Source organism: Pseudogemmobacter faecipullorum (assembly GCF_020539525.1).
In the GTDB taxonomy this organism is placed as follows: domain Bacteria; phylum Pseudomonadota; class Alphaproteobacteria; order Rhodobacterales; family Rhodobacteraceae; genus Pseudogemmobacter; species Pseudogemmobacter faecipullorum.
In genome coordinates this window covers 213086-229598 of sequence record NZ_JACDXX010000004.1, presented here as the reverse complement: position 1 = coordinate 229598, position 16513 = coordinate 213086, and the positions used below count along the sequence as shown (strand labels likewise).

General features: G+C 62.8%; 18 protein-coding genes. 11 read left to right on the top strand and 7 right to left on the bottom strand.

Going from position 1 to position 16513, the window contains the following annotated elements; genetic code table 11:
- The first annotated feature begins 105 nt into the window (after positions 1-105).
- Together H0485_RS06295 and H0485_RS06290 are read left to right on the top strand one after the other, a co-directional pair.
- Positions 106-1194, top strand: a complete 1089-nt coding sequence (locus tag H0485_RS06295; RefSeq protein WP_226934515.1) for an A/G-specific adenine glycosylase — start codon at positions 106-108, stop codon at positions 1192-1194.
- Positions 1195-1241: 47 nt separating this feature from the next.
- On the top strand, positions 1242-2390 hold the full coding sequence (locus tag H0485_RS06290) for an alkane 1-monooxygenase (protein WP_226934514.1): 1149 nt from the start codon (positions 1242-1244) through the stop codon (positions 2388-2390).
- A 139-nt stretch (positions 2391-2529) separates the two neighbouring features.
- On the opposite strand, the gene H0485_RS06285 is transcribed toward H0485_RS06290, so the two are convergent.
- Both H0485_RS06285 and rnhB read right to left on the bottom strand, forming a co-directional pair.
- A complete protein-coding gene (locus H0485_RS06285) occupies positions 2530-3651 on the bottom strand; it encodes a site-specific DNA-methyltransferase (RefSeq protein ID WP_226934513.1) in 1122 nt (373 codons plus the stop codon).
- Between the two features lie 100 nt (positions 3652-3751).
- Entirely contained in the window at positions 3752-4366 is a 615-nt protein-coding gene (gene rnhB / locus H0485_RS06280; RefSeq protein ID WP_226934512.1) for a ribonuclease HII, read from the bottom strand.
- Positions 4367-4548: 182 nt separating this feature from the next.
- Between rnhB and rpe the strand changes: the two genes are divergently transcribed.
- Both rpe and gph read left to right on the top strand, forming a co-directional pair.
- The gene (gene rpe / locus H0485_RS06275; protein ID WP_226934511.1) at positions 4549-5244 is read left to right on the top strand and encodes a ribulose-phosphate 3-epimerase; all 696 of its coding nucleotides are present in this window, start codon (positions 4549-4551) and stop codon (positions 5242-5244) included.
- Entirely contained in the window at positions 5241-5894 is a 654-nt protein-coding gene (gene gph / locus H0485_RS06270) for a phosphoglycolate phosphatase (protein WP_226934510.1), read from the top strand. The genes rpe and gph overlap by 4 nt, the downstream gene beginning before the upstream one ends.
- 50 nt (positions 5895-5944) lie before the next feature.
- Here the strand turns inward: gph and H0485_RS06265 are convergent, their stop codons facing one another.
- Positions 5945-6424: a hypothetical protein gene (locus H0485_RS06265; RefSeq protein WP_226934509.1), complete on the bottom strand. Its 480-nt coding sequence runs from the start codon at positions 6422-6424 to the stop codon at positions 5945-5947.
- Positions 6425-6749: 325 nt separating this feature from the next.
- Here H0485_RS06265 and H0485_RS06260 point away from each other — a divergent pair, with 325 nt between their 5' ends.
- From H0485_RS06260 to H0485_RS06230, 7 genes are all read left to right on the top strand, one after another.
- Entirely contained in the window at positions 6750-7034 is a 285-nt protein-coding gene (locus H0485_RS06260) for a hypothetical protein (protein ID WP_226934508.1), read from the top strand.
- The gene (locus tag H0485_RS06255) at positions 7006-7710 is read left to right on the top strand and encodes a winged helix-turn-helix domain-containing protein (protein WP_226934507.1); all 705 of its coding nucleotides are present in this window, start codon (positions 7006-7008) and stop codon (positions 7708-7710) included. Before H0485_RS06260 ends, H0485_RS06255 begins: the two co-directional genes overlap by 29 nt.
- Before the next feature lie 110 nt (positions 7711-7820).
- The gene (locus H0485_RS06250) at positions 7821-8042 is read left to right on the top strand and encodes a hypothetical protein (protein WP_226934506.1); all 222 of its coding nucleotides are present in this window, start codon (positions 7821-7823) and stop codon (positions 8040-8042) included.
- A 156-nt stretch (positions 8043-8198) separates the two neighbouring features.
- A complete protein-coding gene (locus H0485_RS06245) occupies positions 8199-9293 on the top strand; it encodes a carboxynorspermidine decarboxylase (RefSeq protein WP_226934577.1) in 1095 nt (364 codons plus the stop codon).
- A gap of 62 nt (positions 9294-9355) precedes the next feature.
- Positions 9356-10591 carry a saccharopine dehydrogenase family protein gene (locus tag H0485_RS06240; protein WP_226934505.1) on the top strand — a complete coding sequence of 412 codons (1236 nt, stop codon included), beginning with the start codon at positions 9356-9358 and terminating at the stop codon, positions 10589-10591.
- Between the two features lie 190 nt (positions 10592-10781).
- Entirely contained in the window at positions 10782-11318 is a 537-nt protein-coding gene (locus tag H0485_RS06235) for a 3'-5' exonuclease (protein ID WP_226934504.1), read from the top strand.
- Positions 11315-11482: a hypothetical protein gene (locus tag H0485_RS06230; RefSeq protein WP_226934503.1), complete on the top strand. Its 168-nt coding sequence runs from the start codon at positions 11315-11317 to the stop codon at positions 11480-11482. The genes H0485_RS06235 and H0485_RS06230 overlap by 4 nt, the downstream gene beginning before the upstream one ends.
- A 313-nt stretch (positions 11483-11795) precedes the next feature.
- Here H0485_RS06230 and gyrB read toward each other — a convergent pair whose 3' ends face one another.
- From gyrB to recF, 4 genes are all read right to left on the bottom strand, one after another.
- Positions 11796-14246, bottom strand: a complete 2451-nt coding sequence (gene gyrB / locus H0485_RS06225) for a DNA topoisomerase (ATP-hydrolyzing) subunit B (RefSeq protein ID WP_226934502.1) — start codon at positions 14244-14246, stop codon at positions 11796-11798.
- Between the two features lie 80 nt (positions 14247-14326).
- Entirely contained in the window at positions 14327-14947 is a 621-nt protein-coding gene (locus H0485_RS06220) for a LysE family translocator (RefSeq protein WP_226934501.1), read from the bottom strand.
- Complete coding sequence (locus H0485_RS06215) at positions 14948-15379, bottom strand: VOC family protein (protein ID WP_226934500.1); 432 nt, start codon at positions 15377-15379, stop codon at positions 14948-14950.
- Positions 15376-16458 carry a DNA replication/repair protein RecF gene (gene recF, locus H0485_RS06210; protein ID WP_226934499.1) on the bottom strand — a complete coding sequence of 361 codons (1083 nt, stop codon included), beginning with the start codon at positions 16456-16458 and terminating at the stop codon, positions 15376-15378. Before recF ends, H0485_RS06215 begins: the two co-directional genes overlap by 4 nt.
- Positions 16459-16513: the final 55 nt, after the last annotated feature.

The window sequence follows — 16513 nt, the reverse complement described above, 5'->3', positions numbered from 1 at the left end:
GGAAGGTCCAAGGTTTCCTTCACCAGACCCGCAGCCTATCTTATGACGCATCTTAGCCAAAGACGCGCCCGCCGCCAGCCCGGCCGGGCGAAGGAGCCATAAATCTTGCGTGACACTTCCGAGAGCAGCCTGCCCGCTGCCGCCCTCAGCCAGCAGCTGCTGGCCTGGTATGATGTCCATGCACGCGAGATGCCCTGGCGGGTCGGCCCGGCGGCAAAAGCGGCCGGACAAAGGTCAGACCCCTACCGGATCTGGCTGTCAGAGGTGATGCTGCAGCAAACCACCGTGGCCGCTGTGCGTGACTATTTTCTGCGCTTCACCCGGCGCTGGCCCGATGTTGAGGCCCTCGCCGCTGCCGAGGATGCGGCAGTGATGGCTGAATGGGCCGGGCTTGGCTATTACGCCCGGGCGCGCAACCTGCTGAAATGCGCGCGCGAGGTTGCCGCGCGCGGCGGCTTTCCCACCAGCAATGCCGGGCTGCTGACCCTGCCGGGGATCGGCCCCTATACCGCCGCCGCCGTCGCCTCGATCGCCTTTGATGAACCGGCCGTGGTGGTCGATGGCAATGTCGAGCGGGTGATGGCTCGGATGTTCGCGGTCGAGACCGCGCTGCCGCGCGCGAAACCCGGGCTGACCGCGCTCGCAGCCAGGCTGACCCCGCAGCACCGGCCCGGCGATTATGCCCAGGCGGTGATGGATCTGGGCGCGACGATCTGCACGCCGCGCTCTCCTGCCTGCGCGATCTGCCCCTGGATGGCGTCCTGCGAGGCCCGCAGGCAGGGCATCGCCGCCGAACTGCCACGCAAAGAGCCGAAAGCCGAAAAGCCGATACGCGAGGGGCGGGTCTGGCTTTTGAAAAGCAGCACGGGCTGGCTGCTGGAGCGGCGCGGGCCGAAAGGGCTGCTGGGCGGCATGACCGGCCTGCCGGGCGACGGCTGGGATCAGAGCCGCCGCGCCGCTATCCCCTCTGCCCAGGCCGATCCCGCCCCGGCCAGCGCCCCCTGGCGCGAGGCGGGGATGGTGAAACATACTTTCACCCATTTCCACCTGCAGCTCACGGTGCTGGTGGCCGAGGCTGAAGCCAATCCCTCACGCGGGGAATTCATCGGCTTTGACCAGTTTGACGCCAGATCCCTGCCGACGGTCTTCCGCAAAGCCTTTGATCTTGGGGCCGAAGCGCTTCAGCCACGTTGATCCGCTGCGCCCTCCAGGCCAGGATCGCAGCAAACCGGAGCACAGATATGGCCGCGCTATCCCCCGAGAACATCGCCAGCCCGATCCGGGCTTTGCCCTTCTGGCTGTCTCTGGGAACCGTGCCGGTGGCGCTGCTCAGCCTGCAGTCCGGCGGAATCTGGGTCATGGCCCTGCCGCTCTGGTGCTGGGTGCTGTTCTCGCTGCTCGATGCCGCCCTGGGGCTGGAGGAGGCGAATGCCGATCCCGCAGCGCCCGATTCGGCTTTGCGCCTGTACCGGTTGCTGACGCTGATCTGGTTTCCGCTGCAGCTGGCGGTGCTGGGCCTGTACCTCTGGCAGATCCCGCGCAGCGACCATCTCTCAGGCTGGGAGAAAGCCGGGCTGGTCTTCGGCCTCGGCGTGATGTGCGGCACCATCGGCATCAATTACGCCCATGAGCTGATGCATCAGAAGCCGAAGACCGAACGAATCTCGGCCGATCTGCTGCTGGCCTCGGTGCTTTATTCGCATTTCAGATCCGAGCATCTGCGGGTGCATCACCTCTATGTCGGCACGCCGCGTGATGCGGTGACCGCGCGCTATAATGAGGGGTTCCACCGCTTTTTCCCGCGCGTGCTGATCGGCACAAGACGCTCGGCTTTCCGGGCCGAGGCGGCGATGCTGGCCCGCAAAAGCCTGCCCTGGTGGCATGGCACCAATCCCTACTGGCGCTACTGGGCGCTGCAGGGCGGGTTTTTACTGCTGGCGCTGGCGCTTGGCGGCGCCGAGGGGCTGGCGATTTTCCTCGGCCAGGCCTTTGTCGCCACCTGGCAGCTTGAGCTGGTGAATTATGTCGAGCATTACGGGCTGACCCGGCGCTATCTCGGCGAGGGACGCTATGAGCATACCCAGCCGCGCCATTCCTGGAATGCCGCGCACAAAGCCACCAACTGGCTGCTGATCAATCTGCAGCGCCATTCCGATCACCATTACAAACCCGACCGGCGCTTTCCGCTGCTGCAGACCTATAGCGAGGCAGAAGCGCCGCAGCTGCCTTACGGCTATCCGATGATGGCCTGCGCCGCGATGATCCCGCCGTTATGGAAGCGGATCATGAACCGCCGGGTTAAGGCCTGGCGGCGGCAGTTCTATCCCGATATCCAGGACTGGCATGCCTATAATAAGGCACTCAATCCAATGCCCAAAGGCGCACCCTGACCCACAAGCGGAAGGGGGCGCTGCCCCCCTCACCCCCCGGGATATTTACGGACAGATGAAAGGCAAAAGGCCTCGCCATCAGAAATGGCGAGGCAAGTGGCGCCCGAGGCAATAAAACGGGCGCAGGCGTTGGTAAAACTCAGTTCGGCCGCGCGCCGTCGGCTTCCATCTCGGCCCGGATCTGCTGGCGCAGAATATCAATCGGGATCAGCTTGCCGTCGCGTTTGAAATGCCAGTAGGTCCAGCCATTGCAGGAGGGGGCGCGCTCAAAAGCGGCGCCAACCTGATGGATCGAGCCTTTGATATCATTGCCCACGAGGGTGCCGTCAGCGCGGACCTTGGCCTTAAAGCGGCTGCCGACCGACCACAGCTCTTCGCCCGGGCGCAGCATGCCGCGCTCGACCACCTGGCCGAAGGGCACACGGGGCTCGGCGCGTTTCGAGCCGGTGACTTCCAGCGCGGCAGCGTCAAGGCGGCGCACCCGGGCCAGACGCTCGGTCGCGGCCTTGCGGTAGCTTTCCTCGCGTTCGATGCCGATGAAATTGCGCCCCAGCATCTTGGCCACCGCCCCGGTGGTGCCGGTGCCAAAGAACGGGTCCAGCACCACATCGCCCGGATTGGTGGTGCCAAGCAGCACGCGGTGCAGCAGAGCCTCGGGCTTTTGCGTCGGATGGGCCTTATCGCCATTCTCATCCTTCAGCCGCTCATGGCCGGTGCACAGAGGGATGACCCAGTCCGAGCGCATCTGCACGCCCTCGTTCATCGCCTTCAGCGCTTCATAGTTGAAGGTATATTTCGAGTTTTCGCTGCGCGAGGCCCAGATCAGGGTCTCATGCGCATTGGTCAGCCGCTTGCCACGGAAATTCGGCATCGGATTCGATTTGCGCCAGACCACATCGTTCAGAATCCAGTAGCCCTGGTTCTGCAGTTCGGCGCCGAGGCGGAACACATTGTGATAGGAGCCGATCACCCAGATCGCGCCATTCGGCTTGAGCAGGCGTTTCGCCGCTTTCAGCCAGCGGCGGGTGAAATCATCATAGGCAGCGAAGCCTGAGAACTGGTCCCAGTGATCATCCACAGCATCGACACGCGAATTGTCCGGACGATGCAATTCGCCCTTCAGCTGCAGATTATAGGGGGGGTCGGCGAAGATCAGGTCAACGGAAGCAGCCGGAAGGCCTTCCATGATCTCTATGCAATCGCCCGCAAGAATCTCGTTCAGCGGGAGCGCAAGCTCCGCTGTTGCTTTTTTTACTGCCATGTTCTGCCTCGTATGGCGGCTATTTTTTTATGCCACCTTAGCCCTAAAGATGAGTCACAACCCGGGCGCGGTCAAATTGTTTTTTGAATCAGAGACTTACTTAAGGGGCTTGATACAAGATATTGTGGACCGGCTTAAACGACCGTCTATGAGCGGGCGTGACCCCCAGATCCAGGAGAGCCTGGAGATGCGCCTTGGTCGGATAGCCTGCGTTGCGCTCCCAGCCGTAGCCCGGAAACTGTTGCGCCAGATCCACCATGATCCGGTCACGCGCCACTTTGGCCACAACAGATGCTGCTGAAATCGACTGGCAGCGCGCATCACCTTTGATGATGGCGCGGCCCGGGCAGGTCAGGCCGCGCGGCAGCAGATTGCCATCGACCAGTGCCATATCGACGCGGCCCAGCCCGGCAATGGCACGCTCCATCGCCAGATGGCTGGCACGCAAGATATTGTGTTCGTCGATCTCTTCGACACTGGCATGGGCCACCACCACCTCGGCATGATCCCAGAGCCAGGCCGAGAGCCTTTCGCGGGTCGCAAGGGAGAGGGTTTTGCTGTCGCCCAGGCCTTCGGGAATGCGGCAGGGATCAAGCCGCACCGCTGCTGCGGTGACCGGCCCGGCAATCGGGCCGCGCCCGACCTCATCCACACCGGCGACAAAAACCGCTCCGGCCTCCAGGGCCTCGCGCTCGAAACTGAAATCGGGGATCATTTTTACCATTCCCCCTTTTCGCGCCCGGAAGGGGGGCGGTGCAAGCCCGGTCCTGCCGCTGACCAGCTCTGGCCCGCCCGGGGCGCGCGCCTGGCTCTGCGTGAGCGCGCCGCTTCCCCTCTGGCCCCGCCCTTATTTCACAGCTAAAGCAGGGGCCAATCCCCTCCCGAAAGGCCCGGACCATGACCTTCTCGCGCGCGATCAAGATTGCCCCCTCCATTCTCTCGGCTGATTTCGCCAGTTTCGGCGCGGAATGTCAGGCGATCTGTGATCAGGGGGCGGACTGGGTCCATGTTGATGTGATGGACGGACATTTCGTGCCGAATATCACTTTCGGGCCGCAGACCTGCGCCGCGATCCGCCCGCATATCAAGGGGGTGATGGATGTGCATCTGATGATCGCCCCGGTCGATGGCTATCTGGAGGCTTTCGCCAGATCCGGCGCCGATTTCATCTCGGTTCATCTCGAGGCCGGGGCGCATATGCACCGCAGCCTGCAGACCATCCGCAGCCTTGGCGCCAAAGCCGGCATCTGCATCAACCCGGCCACCGGCATCGAGCAGATCGAATACCTGCTCGACCAGGTCGATCTGATCAATGTGATGACGGTAAACCCGGGCTTTGGCGGCCAGAAATTCATCATGAGCCAGCTCGACAAGATCCGCAAACTGCGCGCTCTGATCGGTGAACGCCCGATCCATATCGAGATTGACGGCGGCGTGACCACCGAAACCGCACCGCTCTGCGCCGCTGCCGGGGCGGATGTGCTGGTCGCAGGATCGGCCGTTTTCTCGGGCGGTTCGGTCAGCAATCCCGCGCCCTATGGCAAAAACATCAGCGCACTGCGCGCCGCAGCAGAAGCGGCACGCGTAAAGTGAGCCCGGTCCCGGTCATTTTCGATCTCGACGGCACGCTGATTGATTCCGTGCCCGATATCGCTTTTGCGCTGAACGCCGTGTTCACCGAGGCGGGGCAAGAGGCCTTTGATCTGGCGACCGTCACCTCTTTCATCGGCAATGGGCTGCCCAACCTGGTGCAAAAGGCAATGCTGGCGCGCGGTATGGATCTGGCGGGGCATCCGCAGATGAATGCGGCGATGCAGGCGCGCTACCGCGAGGATCCCTCGTCACGCACCCGGATCTATCCCGGGGCGCTTGCAGCGCTCGACCAGCTGCAGGCCCAGGGCCGCAAGCTTGGCCTTTGCACCAATAAGCCTGAAGAGGCAGCGCGGCTGATTCTCGATCAGCTGAACCTGAGCTCTTATTTCGCCTCGGTAGTGGGCGGCGGCAGGCTGGCGGTGCTCAAGCCCGATCCCGCGCCTTTGCAGCTGTGCATGGCAGAGCTGGGCCGGGATGAGGCGATCTATGTCGGTGACAGCGAGGTTGATGCCGAAACCGCCCTCGCCGCTGGCCTGCCCTTCCTGCTCTATACCGAGGGCTACCGCAAATCCCCGGCCGAAACCCTGCCGCAGACCGCCGCTTTCAGCGATTTCGCCGAACTGCCCTGGCTGGTGGCCGAACAGGGCTGAGCCCGGATACAGACCGCCCCGCCGCCAGCGGCGAGGCGGTGCCCCGCGCTTCAGCGGCCGGTGTTAAAGCCGGCGCGGCGCAGACATTTCTCAGGGTAGAAACGGTCGCGCTCTCCCATCAGCCGCGCGCCCACGGCGCAGTCGCGCGGCAGCTCGGCGCGCAGGCCACGCTCGCGCAGGCAATTGCCCGAATACCAGCTCTGACCGCCGCGATCGTCGACCGAGATGGCACAGACCCGCGGCAGCGCGCGGCGCTTGCCCCAGCCCCTTCCGTCATCGCGCACCTTAAGCAGATCGGGCAGCAGATCGGGCGTTACAGCCACCGCAGATCCTGTGGGCAGGATGAGCTCGGCCTTCGCGGTGATCGGGGTGAACAGCGCCAGGGAAAAGGCAAAGGCCACCAGGCCTGCCGTCAGCCCCGGACGGATGCCAAAGCTGCGGGGCTTTGCCCCGGCCTCACGCCGCGCCGCGCCAAAATCGAAATCGCCTGTCATCTGCCGGGCCTTAGGCTTCTGCTCATTCGCCTGCATCTCTGTCTCCTGTGCGTCTGTGGTTGCGCCATTGCGGGAGTATTGCCGGTTGCAGCGGGCCGCAGCCTGCCCCGGCATATCCTGTGACCAGACCTGACCCGCCACGCTGCGGTCGCACAATATCGGTGGCCTGCCAGGCGATAGCAGCGGCGGCGGCGGCGGCTGATATCGGATAACAACCCGTCTGGATCATGCGATTTACGGCGTGATATTGAATATCCAGGCGGGTTTGCGCAGATTGAGCGAAGAACAGCCGGTCCGGACGCGACCGGATCAGAGCAGAGGCCGGACCGCCTCCGCCCTCATATGGCCCCGGGAGCAGGACATGTTTAAAGGACTGATTGCCGCCCTTCTTGCCCTTACCCTGGCAGGACCGGCAGCAGCGCAATGTTTCGCCGATTACAAGGCGAAGAAAGACAACCCGCTGCAGTTGCATTACGGGGTGGCCCAGGTCTCGGACAGCAATTGTTCGGCCCGTGCCGCCACAGCCGAGCTGCAGCCCCGGCTGGCGGCTGATGGCTGGACCCTGCTCAATGTGCTGAGCACCTTTGGCCCTGGGGGTCTCGATGAGAGGAAAGCAAATGCCGGCGCCTGGTTCCTTCGTTACTGACAGCCTGAAACAGGGCAACCGGGTCGTTACCTTTGGCATTGCTGCCATCGTACTGATTTTGTTTGCCGCGGCGCTGGTGCTGTTTCTGAACCTGCCCGACGCCAATGCCTTTAATGCCAGGGTCGAGCAGATTTTCATCGAGAATGACGATCTGCGCTCAGGGGCCGAAATCAAGCTGCTGGAGATCCTCGCCGGATCGGGCACCGCTTTCTCGGAAGTGCTGGCCAGCTACCGCATGGTGATCTTTGTGCTGCTGGTCTTCTCCAGCGCCTTGCTGGTGGCGGCGCTGGTCTTTCTGGTGATGATCATCGTGCTGAACAAAAAGATCGGCGCGATTCAGCGTTCGGGCATTCAGGTCTCCTCTCTGATGATCTCGCGCGAGGCCCGGGCGGTCTATATCAACGATCTCGAATTCTCGCTGACCGAGGCCGCGATTGAGACGCTTTCGGTGCTGGCCGAGGCCCGGCTCGATGACGAGGTGATGACCGGGGCCCAGATCGAGGCGGTGATCTCGGGCCGCTCAGAACTTGACTGCGAAGAGGCCGCAGGGGCCACGCGGGTCAAACGGCTGCGCGACGCGCTTGGCAATCAGCTGGTCAGCGAATTGCTGGTCAAGACCATCGCCCGGCGTGGCTATATGCTGGCGGTCGGAAAAGAGACGATCCGCATGATCTGAGGGCCATTGTTGCCCGGGGCGGCGCAAGGGCGCGAACAGACCCCCTGCCCGCCTTTGAGTTGCCCAGATCCTGGCGCATCAGACCCGGACAACAGCCGGACCGGTTTCCAATGCGCTATTTTCTCAATGCCTTCCTTACCTTCTGGATCTCGCTCAGCCTCGGCACCTGTGCGCTGCTGCTTGGCTCCCGCTTCCTTGGCGAGGCAGATCAGAGCCAGGACAGCGCCGCACTGACCGGACCGGTTACGTCAGAGACCTCTGCCCCGATGCCCCGGGTCAGCCGCGGCCCCGATCTGCCCGGTCAGGGGCTGCAGAGCCCGGTCTCGAGGTAATCACAGACCGGGCCGTCACCCCGGCGTCATATGATTGCGCTATGCCGAGGCCATTCCCGGTCACCGATGCCACTTGCATAGGGGGGGCTGCGGTCCTAAATAGCGCCGTTCTGGCCGTTTGGCCGTTGTTCCTCTCCAGAAACCCCGGGGGATATGATGATCCAGACGCCCTATTACCTGATCGACCGCGCGGCAATTGCCCGCAATATGGCCATCATCGATGAGCTGCGCGCGACTTCAGGCGTTAAATGCCTGCTCGCGCTCAAATGTTTTGCCACCTGGCCGGTGTTTGACCAGATGGCGCAGCATATGGACGGCACCACTTCCTCCTCGCTTTACGAGCTGCGGCTCGGGCGGGAGAAATTCGGCCATGAGACCCATGCCTATTCGGTGGGCTGGGCCGATCATGAGATCGAAGAAGCGGTGTCCTATGCCGATAAGATTATCTTCAACTCGATCAGCCAGCTGCAGCGCTTTGACAATCAGTCGGCCAGCATCCAGCGCGGGTTGCGGCTGAACCCGCGCTTCTCGACCTCGGGCTTTGATCTTGCCGATCCGGCGCGTCAGTTCTCGCGCCTCGGCGAATGGGATGCGGCGAAGATCGAGACCGTCATGGACCGGATCAACGGCTTCATGATCCATTACAATTGCGAGAACCGCGATTTCGACCTCTTTGACCGCCAGCTCAGCCGGATCGAGGCCGAATTCGGGCCTCTGCTGCAGCGTCTGGACTGGGTCAGCCTCGGCGGCGGCATCCATTTCACCGGCGAAGGCTATCCGCTGCAGGCGCTGGCCGCCCGGCTGAAGGCCTTCCAGGAGAAATTCGGCGTGCAGGTCTTCCTTGAGCCGGGCGAAGCCTCGATCACCCATACCACCACGCTGGAAGTCACCGTGCTCGACGTGCTGAACAATGGCAAAGACCTTGCCGTCGTCGACAGCTCGGTCGAGGCGCATATGCTGGACCTGCTGATCTACCGCGAAACCGCGCGGATGGAGGATAAAGGCCCGCATCGCTTTGAGATCTGCGGCAAGAGCTGCCTCGCCGGGGATATTTTCGGCGAATATGGCTTTGCCGAACCTCTGCAGATCGGCGACCGGATCTCGATCCCGGATGCTGCCGGCTATACGATGGTGAAAAAGAACTGGTTCAACGGTGTTAAAATGCCGTCGATCGTGGTTAAAGAGCTCGACGGATCGCTGACCGTCGCGCGTGAATTCGGCTATGCCGATTACCGGGACAGTCTTGGCTGAGGGCCCAAAGCCCCTGGCCAGACAGTCCCCCCCTTCCCCGCAATCTGAGGAGGCGGTTTCCCATGAAACGCAATGTGTTGATTATCGGCGCCGGTGGCGTCGCTCAGGTGGTGGCGCATAAATGTGCGCAGCTGAACGACAGGCTGGGCGATCTGCATATCGCCAGCCGTACCAAAGCCAAGGCCGAGGCGATTATCGCCAGCGTGCATGAGAAGAACGCCATGAAGACCGAAGGGCTCTTCCTGGCCCATGCGGTTGATGCGATGGACAGCGCGGCTGTGGCCGGTCTGATCCGCGCCAGCAATGTGCAGATCGTCATCAACGTCGGCTCGCCCTTCGTGAATATGACGGTGCTCGATGCCTGTATCGAGACCGGCGTGGCCTATATCGATACTGCGATCCATGAGGATCCGTCGAAGATCTGCGAAACCCCGCCGTGGTACGGCAATTACGAATGGAAAAAGCGCGAGGCCTGCAAGGCGGCAGGCGTGACCGCCGTTCTGGGCATTGGTTTCGATCCGGGCGTGGTCAACGTCTGGGCGCGCGCGGCTGCCGATATGATGGATAAGGTGACCGAGATCGACATCGTCGATATCAACGCCGGCAGCCATGGCAAATATTTCGCCACCAATTTCGACCCGGAAATCAACTTCCGCGAATTCACCGGCACGGTCTATTCCTGGCAGCAGGGCGCCTGGCAGGAGAATAAGATGTTCGAGATCGGCAAGACCTGGGATCTGCCGGTGGTCGGGCCGTCGAAAGCCTATATGTCGGGCCATGACGAGGTTCACAGCCTGGCGGCGAACTATCCCGATGCCGATATCCGCTTCTGGATGGGCTTTGGCGATCACTATATCAACGTCTTCACCGTGCTGAAAAACCTCGGCCTGCTGTCGGAACAGCCGGTGAAAACCGCTGAGGGGCTGGAAGTTGTGCCGCTGAAAGTGGTCAAGGCCGTGCTGCCCGACCCCTCGACGCTGGCTCCGGGTTATACCGGCAAGACGCTGATCGCCGATTTCGTCAAAGGCGAAAAGGACGGCAAGCCGGTTGAGGTGATGATCTACAACAGCGCCGACCATAAAGCGGCCTTTGAAGAGGTCGGCAGCCAGGGCATTTCCTATACTGCTGGCGTGCCGCCGGTGGCTGCCGCGATCCTGATTGCCGAAGGCACCTGGGATGTCGGGACGATGGTCAATGCCGAAGAGCTGGATCCGAAACCCTTCATCAATCTGCTCAATGAGATCGGCCTGCCCTCGCGCATTATCGATGCCGGGGGGGATCGTCTGCTCAGCTTCTGAGCCTGATCAAACCCGCAGCCGCTGCCAGGATCCGCCGGGCAGCGGCTGTTTTATCCCTAAGACCAGCCCCGTTATATCCGCGCTCACCTGCTTGGCTTTCACGCGCTGGCGCCGGGTTCAGCCCTCTCGCGGGCCGGGGGCTAAGATGCCAATCCGACTGCCCCCCATGCGCCAGAGCCGGAAAATCCTGATGCCTTCAGCCCCGCCCCCCTTCCCCCAGGGACCGTTTCGCTTCTTCGCCCTTGATGTCGAGACTGCCAATAATGAGCGCGGCTCGATCTGTCAGATCGGGGTGGCGGCGGTGACGCTTGAGGGGCAGATCCGCACATGGGTCAGCTATGTGAACCCCGAGACTGACCGCTGGACCTGCAGTTTTGTGCATGGGATCACGGATCGGATGGTTCAGGATGCGCCGAAATTTGCGACTGCTCTCGCCCCTTTGCGCCGGATGCTGGAAGGAAAAGTGGTCTGGCAGCATTCCAGCTTTGACCGGACCGCGATCTTTGCCGCCTGCGAGCGCTATGGGCTCGAGCGGCCCGAATGGGACTGGCAGGACAGTGTGAGGCTGGCGCGCAGCACCTGGCCCGAACTGAAAGGCAATGGCGGGCATGGTCTGGCCTCACTGAAGAAATATCTCGGGCTGCAGTTCCGCCATCATGATGCGGGTGAGGATGCCCGTGCCGCCGCCGAGATCGTGTTGCGCGCCGAACTGCAGGCCAGGTCATGAGCCGGGCCGAATTGCTGATGACCACGCGCTGGCCAGAGGAGGCAAAGGCCATGCAGCTTTCTCTGCCACAACGCCTCACAGCAGCTGCGGCCCCGGAAAAGCCGGTACATATCCGCGGTCAGCACAATCTGCGCAAGGCCTTCACCCCGGCCAAGGGCGAGTAATCCCCCGGCCCGCGCCGGCGGATCCAGGCCGCAGCCGCGCCGTAAGGCGATTGGCGCAGGACGCGCCGCCCCCCCAGCCCGCGCCATTCATACCAGATCAGCGCCTCCGGGCCGGAGGGACAGCCATTCAGGCTGAAACAGTCCCGGCCCCGGACCGATAAGCGGTCAGCAGCGCCTTCCTGACCCGGGCAAGCACGAAGCCTCCCTCACCCTCGCCGCCCGACATCGTCGCAAAGGCAGCCCTCAGCGAGCAGAAACAAAAAAGCCTGCCGGAATGAACCGGCAGGCCATGGGATCGCATCCGTTGCGCAGATCAGAAGTCGAGATTTTCGACCGAAAGCGCATTGGTCTGGATGAATTCGCGGCGCGGCTCGACAACATCACCCATCAGCTTGGTGAAGATGTCATCGGCTTCGGCAATGTCATCGACCTTCACCTGCAGCAGGGTGCGGGCTTCCGGATCCAGCGTGGTTTCCCAGAGCTGGTCGGGGTTCATCTCGCCAAGGCCCTTATAGCGCTGCAGCGACAGCCCCTTCTCACCCTCGGCCAGGATCGCCTTCAGCAGGTCGATCGGACCATGGATCATCTGCTCGCGGTCCTTGCGCACCAGGCGTGCCGGATCGCGGTAGATATCGCGGAACTGCGCCGCCGATTGCGACAGACGCCGCGCCTCACCCGAGCGCAGAACCGCGCCATCAAGGGTGCGCAGCTCTTCGACGCCGCGCAGCAGGCGCGACAGACGAATGCCGTGATCCTGGGTGATCCGGCCCTGCCAGCCACGCTCATATTCCTGCGCCACCAGGTCGAGGCGGCGGGCCACCTGATCGGCCACTGCCTGCAGATCCGCATCGGCCCGGCCAGGCTCAAAAGCGCCGGCCAGCGCCGCCTGTTCGAGGATCGGACGCGGATAATTGGTCGGGAAGACCTCCAGCACCTTACGGAACTGACGCGCCCCCTCAATCACCCGGCGCAGGTCGGCCCCGGCCAGTTCCTCGCCCGAGGCAAGGCGCAGCACCGCGCCTTCGGTACCCTGCTCAACGAGGTAATCATCCATCGCCGCCTGGTCTTTCAGATAGACCTCAGACTTACCGCGCGAGACCTTATAGAGCGGCGGCTGTGCGATATAGAGATAGCCCCCCTCAATCAGCTCTGGCATCTGACGGAAGAAGAAAGTCAGCAGCAGGGTGCGGATATGCGCGCCGTCGACGTCAGCATCGGTCATGATGACGACTTTATGGTAGCGCAGCTTCGAGATATTGAACTCATCGCGGCCAATGCCAGTGCCAAGCGCCATCACCAGATTGCCGATTTCCTGGCTGGACAGCATCTTGTCAAAACGCGCGCGCTCAACGTTCAGGATCTTCCCCTTCAGGGGCAGAATCGCCTGGTTCTTCCGGTCGCGCCCGGTCTGGGCCGATCCGCCGGCCGAGTCACCCTCGACCAGGAAGACTTCGGATTTTGCCGGATCTTTCTCGGTGCAGTCTTTCAGCTTACCGGCGAGGAAGTTCACATCCATCGCGGTTTTGCGCCGGGTCAGCTCGCGCGCTTTACGCGCGGCTTCGCGGGCCAGGGCTGCCTCAACGATTTTGCCAACGATGATCTTGGCTGCGGCCGGATTTTCCTCGAACCATTCCGACAGCTTTTCATTGACCAGATTCTCGACCGCCGGGCGCACCTCAGAAGAGACCAGCTTGTCTTTGGTCTGGCTGGAGAATTTCGGATCCGGCACCTTGACCGAGAGAACACAGGTCAGACCTTCACGCGCATCATCGCCGGTGAAGTCGATTTTCTCTTTCTTCGCAATGCCCGAGCTCTGCGCATAGGCCGTGACGCAGCGGGTCAGCGCACCACGGAAGCCCGCAAGATGGGCGCCGCCATCGCGCTGCGCGATATTATTGGTAAAGGGCAGGACGTTCTCGTGATAGGTGTCGTTCCACCACATCGCGACCTCAACGCCGATGCCGTTGCGCTCGCCGACGATATAGATCGGCTCGGGCATGACCGCCTGTTTCGAACGGTCGAGATATTTCACAAACTCCCGCACGCCGCCGTCGTAATAGAGTTCGACATGCTGCGGCTCGGCGCTGCGCAGATCATTCAGCACGATCCGCACGCCGGAATTCAGGAAGGCCAGCTCGCGCAGACGGTTTTCCAGAGTTTTGAAGCTGTAGTCCAGATTCGAGAACGTACCATCCTCGCGGTTGGTTTTGGCGCTGGCAAGGAAACGCACCTGGGTGCCGCGCTTGCCCGGAGCCGGACCCGCCTCATAGACATGGGTGGTGCATTCGCCGAATTCGAAGCGGCCGCGATATTCGGTATCCTTGCGCCAGACGGTCAGCTCAAGCCATTCCGAGAGCGCATTGACCACCGAAACGCCAACGCCATGCAACCCGCCCGAGACCTTATAGGCGTTGCCGCCCTCATCGGTATTGTTGAACTTACCGCCCGCATGCAGCTGGGTCATGATGACCTCGGCCGCCGAAACGCCTTCCTCGGGGTGGATATCAACCGGGATGCCGCGGCCATTGTCGCGCACCGAGACCGAGTCATCCTCGTGAATCGTCACCACGACTTCGGTGGCATGCCCTGCGAGCGCCTCGTCGATGCCGTTATCCACGACCTCGTAAACCATGTGATGCAGGCCCGAGCCGTCATCGGTATCCCCGATATACATGCCAGGGCGCTTGCGGACGGCTTCCAACCCTTTGAGAACTTTAATAGAATCGGCACCATACTCGCCGGGCTTACGGGCTGCTTCGGCCATGCGTTCTTATCCCTCAGATTACCCATCATATATAGCGTTCCGGGCCGGGAATGTCACGTCGATGGCACAAGATTTTGCTTTTACAGGAAGGGGATGCAAAGCCCGACAAGGATCAGCAGAACCCCTGAGGCAATGTTCATCCGGCGCATCGCAGCCGGGCTCGACAAAAGCCGCCGCGCCCGGTCCAGCCCAAGCGCCAGCGCAAGATTACCAAGCATCGGCACGAAGGCCGAGATCGAGATAATGGCGATGATGTCAGGCCTGGTCAGCCGGTCGAGCGCGAAAAAGCCGGGCAGCGCCCCCATATAGAACAAGATCGCCTTGGGATTGCCGATCACGGCGGCAAGACCAACGCTGAAGCCCGCCCAGAGGCCTGGTTTTGTCAGGCGACTGTCGGCGCTGACCGCACCGGAACGGCTGCGCAGCAGCAGAACCCCCATGACCAGAAATACCAGCGCTGCCACCCATCTGAGCAGGGCCAGAAAATCGCCATAGAGGCTGAGAATCCAGCTCAGCCCCAGGATCGCCGCCAGCGGCCAGGCCAGATCGCCAAGCGCCACGCCTACAGCCAGCGGCCAGGAGGCGGCAAAACCACCCGACAAAGCCCGCGCCACCAGCGCCACCCAGACCGGGCCGGGCACCGCCCAGAGCGCGGCCATTGCGCCGGCATAGACCAGCAACTGCCAGAAAGTGACGGTCATTCACGCCTCGGGAAGGGTCAGGCTGCCATCGCGGGCAAGCGGCCAGAACGGGTTAAAGGCCAGCTCCCAGACATGGCCATCAGGATCAGACCAATAGCCTGAATAGCCGCCCCAGAAGACTTTTTCAGGCGATTTCAGCAGGGTTCCCCCGGCTTCCAGCGCCAGAGAAAGCGCCTGATCCACCTCGGCCTCGCTGGTAAAATTCTGCGCGAGGCTCATCGCGCCGGTTCCGAGCGCGGCGCTGGCCCGGCCCTGATCCGCCGCCAGAGCCGCGCGGTCAAACAAGGCCAGGGCAGATCCCTGCAGCTGGAAGAAAGCAATCCCGGGCTGGCTCTCGCCATGCTCACGCCAGCCGAGCCGGGCGTAAAATTCCCGCGCTGCCGCCAGATCACGGACACCAAGGGTGATGAGGGTAACACGTTGTGGCGTCATGCAGATTCTGCGGCCCGCGACAGGCCGCCCTCCTCGCTGATATACAGGTTCTGCCCTCTTGTGCCCAGGCTGTCGAACAGCTGCGCCTCGGTTCCCGTCATCAGGGCCTGCAGACCTGGCGCACTGATTTCATCATAAAGGGCAGCGCGCCGCGCCGCGTCAAGATGCGCCGCCACCTCATCAAGCAAGAGCACCGGCGCCTGGCCGGTCCGCGCCTGCAGCGCCCGGGCATTGGCAAGGATCAGGCTGATCAGCAGCGCCTTCTGCTCGCCGGTCGAACACTGCTGCGCCGGCAACTGACGGATGGCGAATTCCGCCTCAAGATCAGTGCGGTGCGGCCCGATCAGCGTGCGCCCTGCCGCGCGGTCCCGCGGACGATGCGCGGCGAGAGCCCCGGTCAGATCGCCCGTCTCTCCGGCCTCACTCAGCCGCAGCCCGGCCACCGGAAAAGCGGTGACCGCGCCCGCCTGGGCCTCCCTCAGATATGCAAGCGTCGCAGCACGATTGGCGCCAATCACCGCCGCCGCCTCGCCCATCCGCGCTTCAAGCGCGCTGAACCAGTGCGGATCGCTCACCTCGTCGCGAAACAGCCGGTTGCGATCGCGCATTGCCTTTTCATAATTCAGCACCGCCTCGCCATGTTCGGGGAAAAACGACAGGGTCATGCGGTCAAGAAAACGCCGTCGCCCCTCGGCCGCCTCGATCCAGAGCCGGTCCATGGCCGGCACCAGCCAGAGCACCCGCAGCAGCCGGCCAAGCGCGATCTGGCTGGCTGCTTTGCCGTCGATACGCACCTGCCGCGCTCCGCCGCCCTCGGCCCAGGTCTCGAGCTGATGCATTGCCCCGGGCGCGCTGACCTCGGCGGTCAGCTTCCAGCCAATCGCTTCCGGCTTTCGCGCCAGCTCATCTGCCGCCGCCCGGCGCAGACCGCGACCGGGTGAAAACAGCGAAATCGCTTCGAGGATATTGGTTTTCCCGGCGCCATTGGCGCCAAAAATCGCCACCGGACGGCCGTCGAACTCCAGCCGCGTGCTGCGGTGGCTGCGAAAATGCGAGAGGCTCAGGGCTGAGACGAACACCGAAGCCTCTTTCGCTTGTCAGAAACAGTTCTGCGGCGGCGCGGGAACAAAAGCC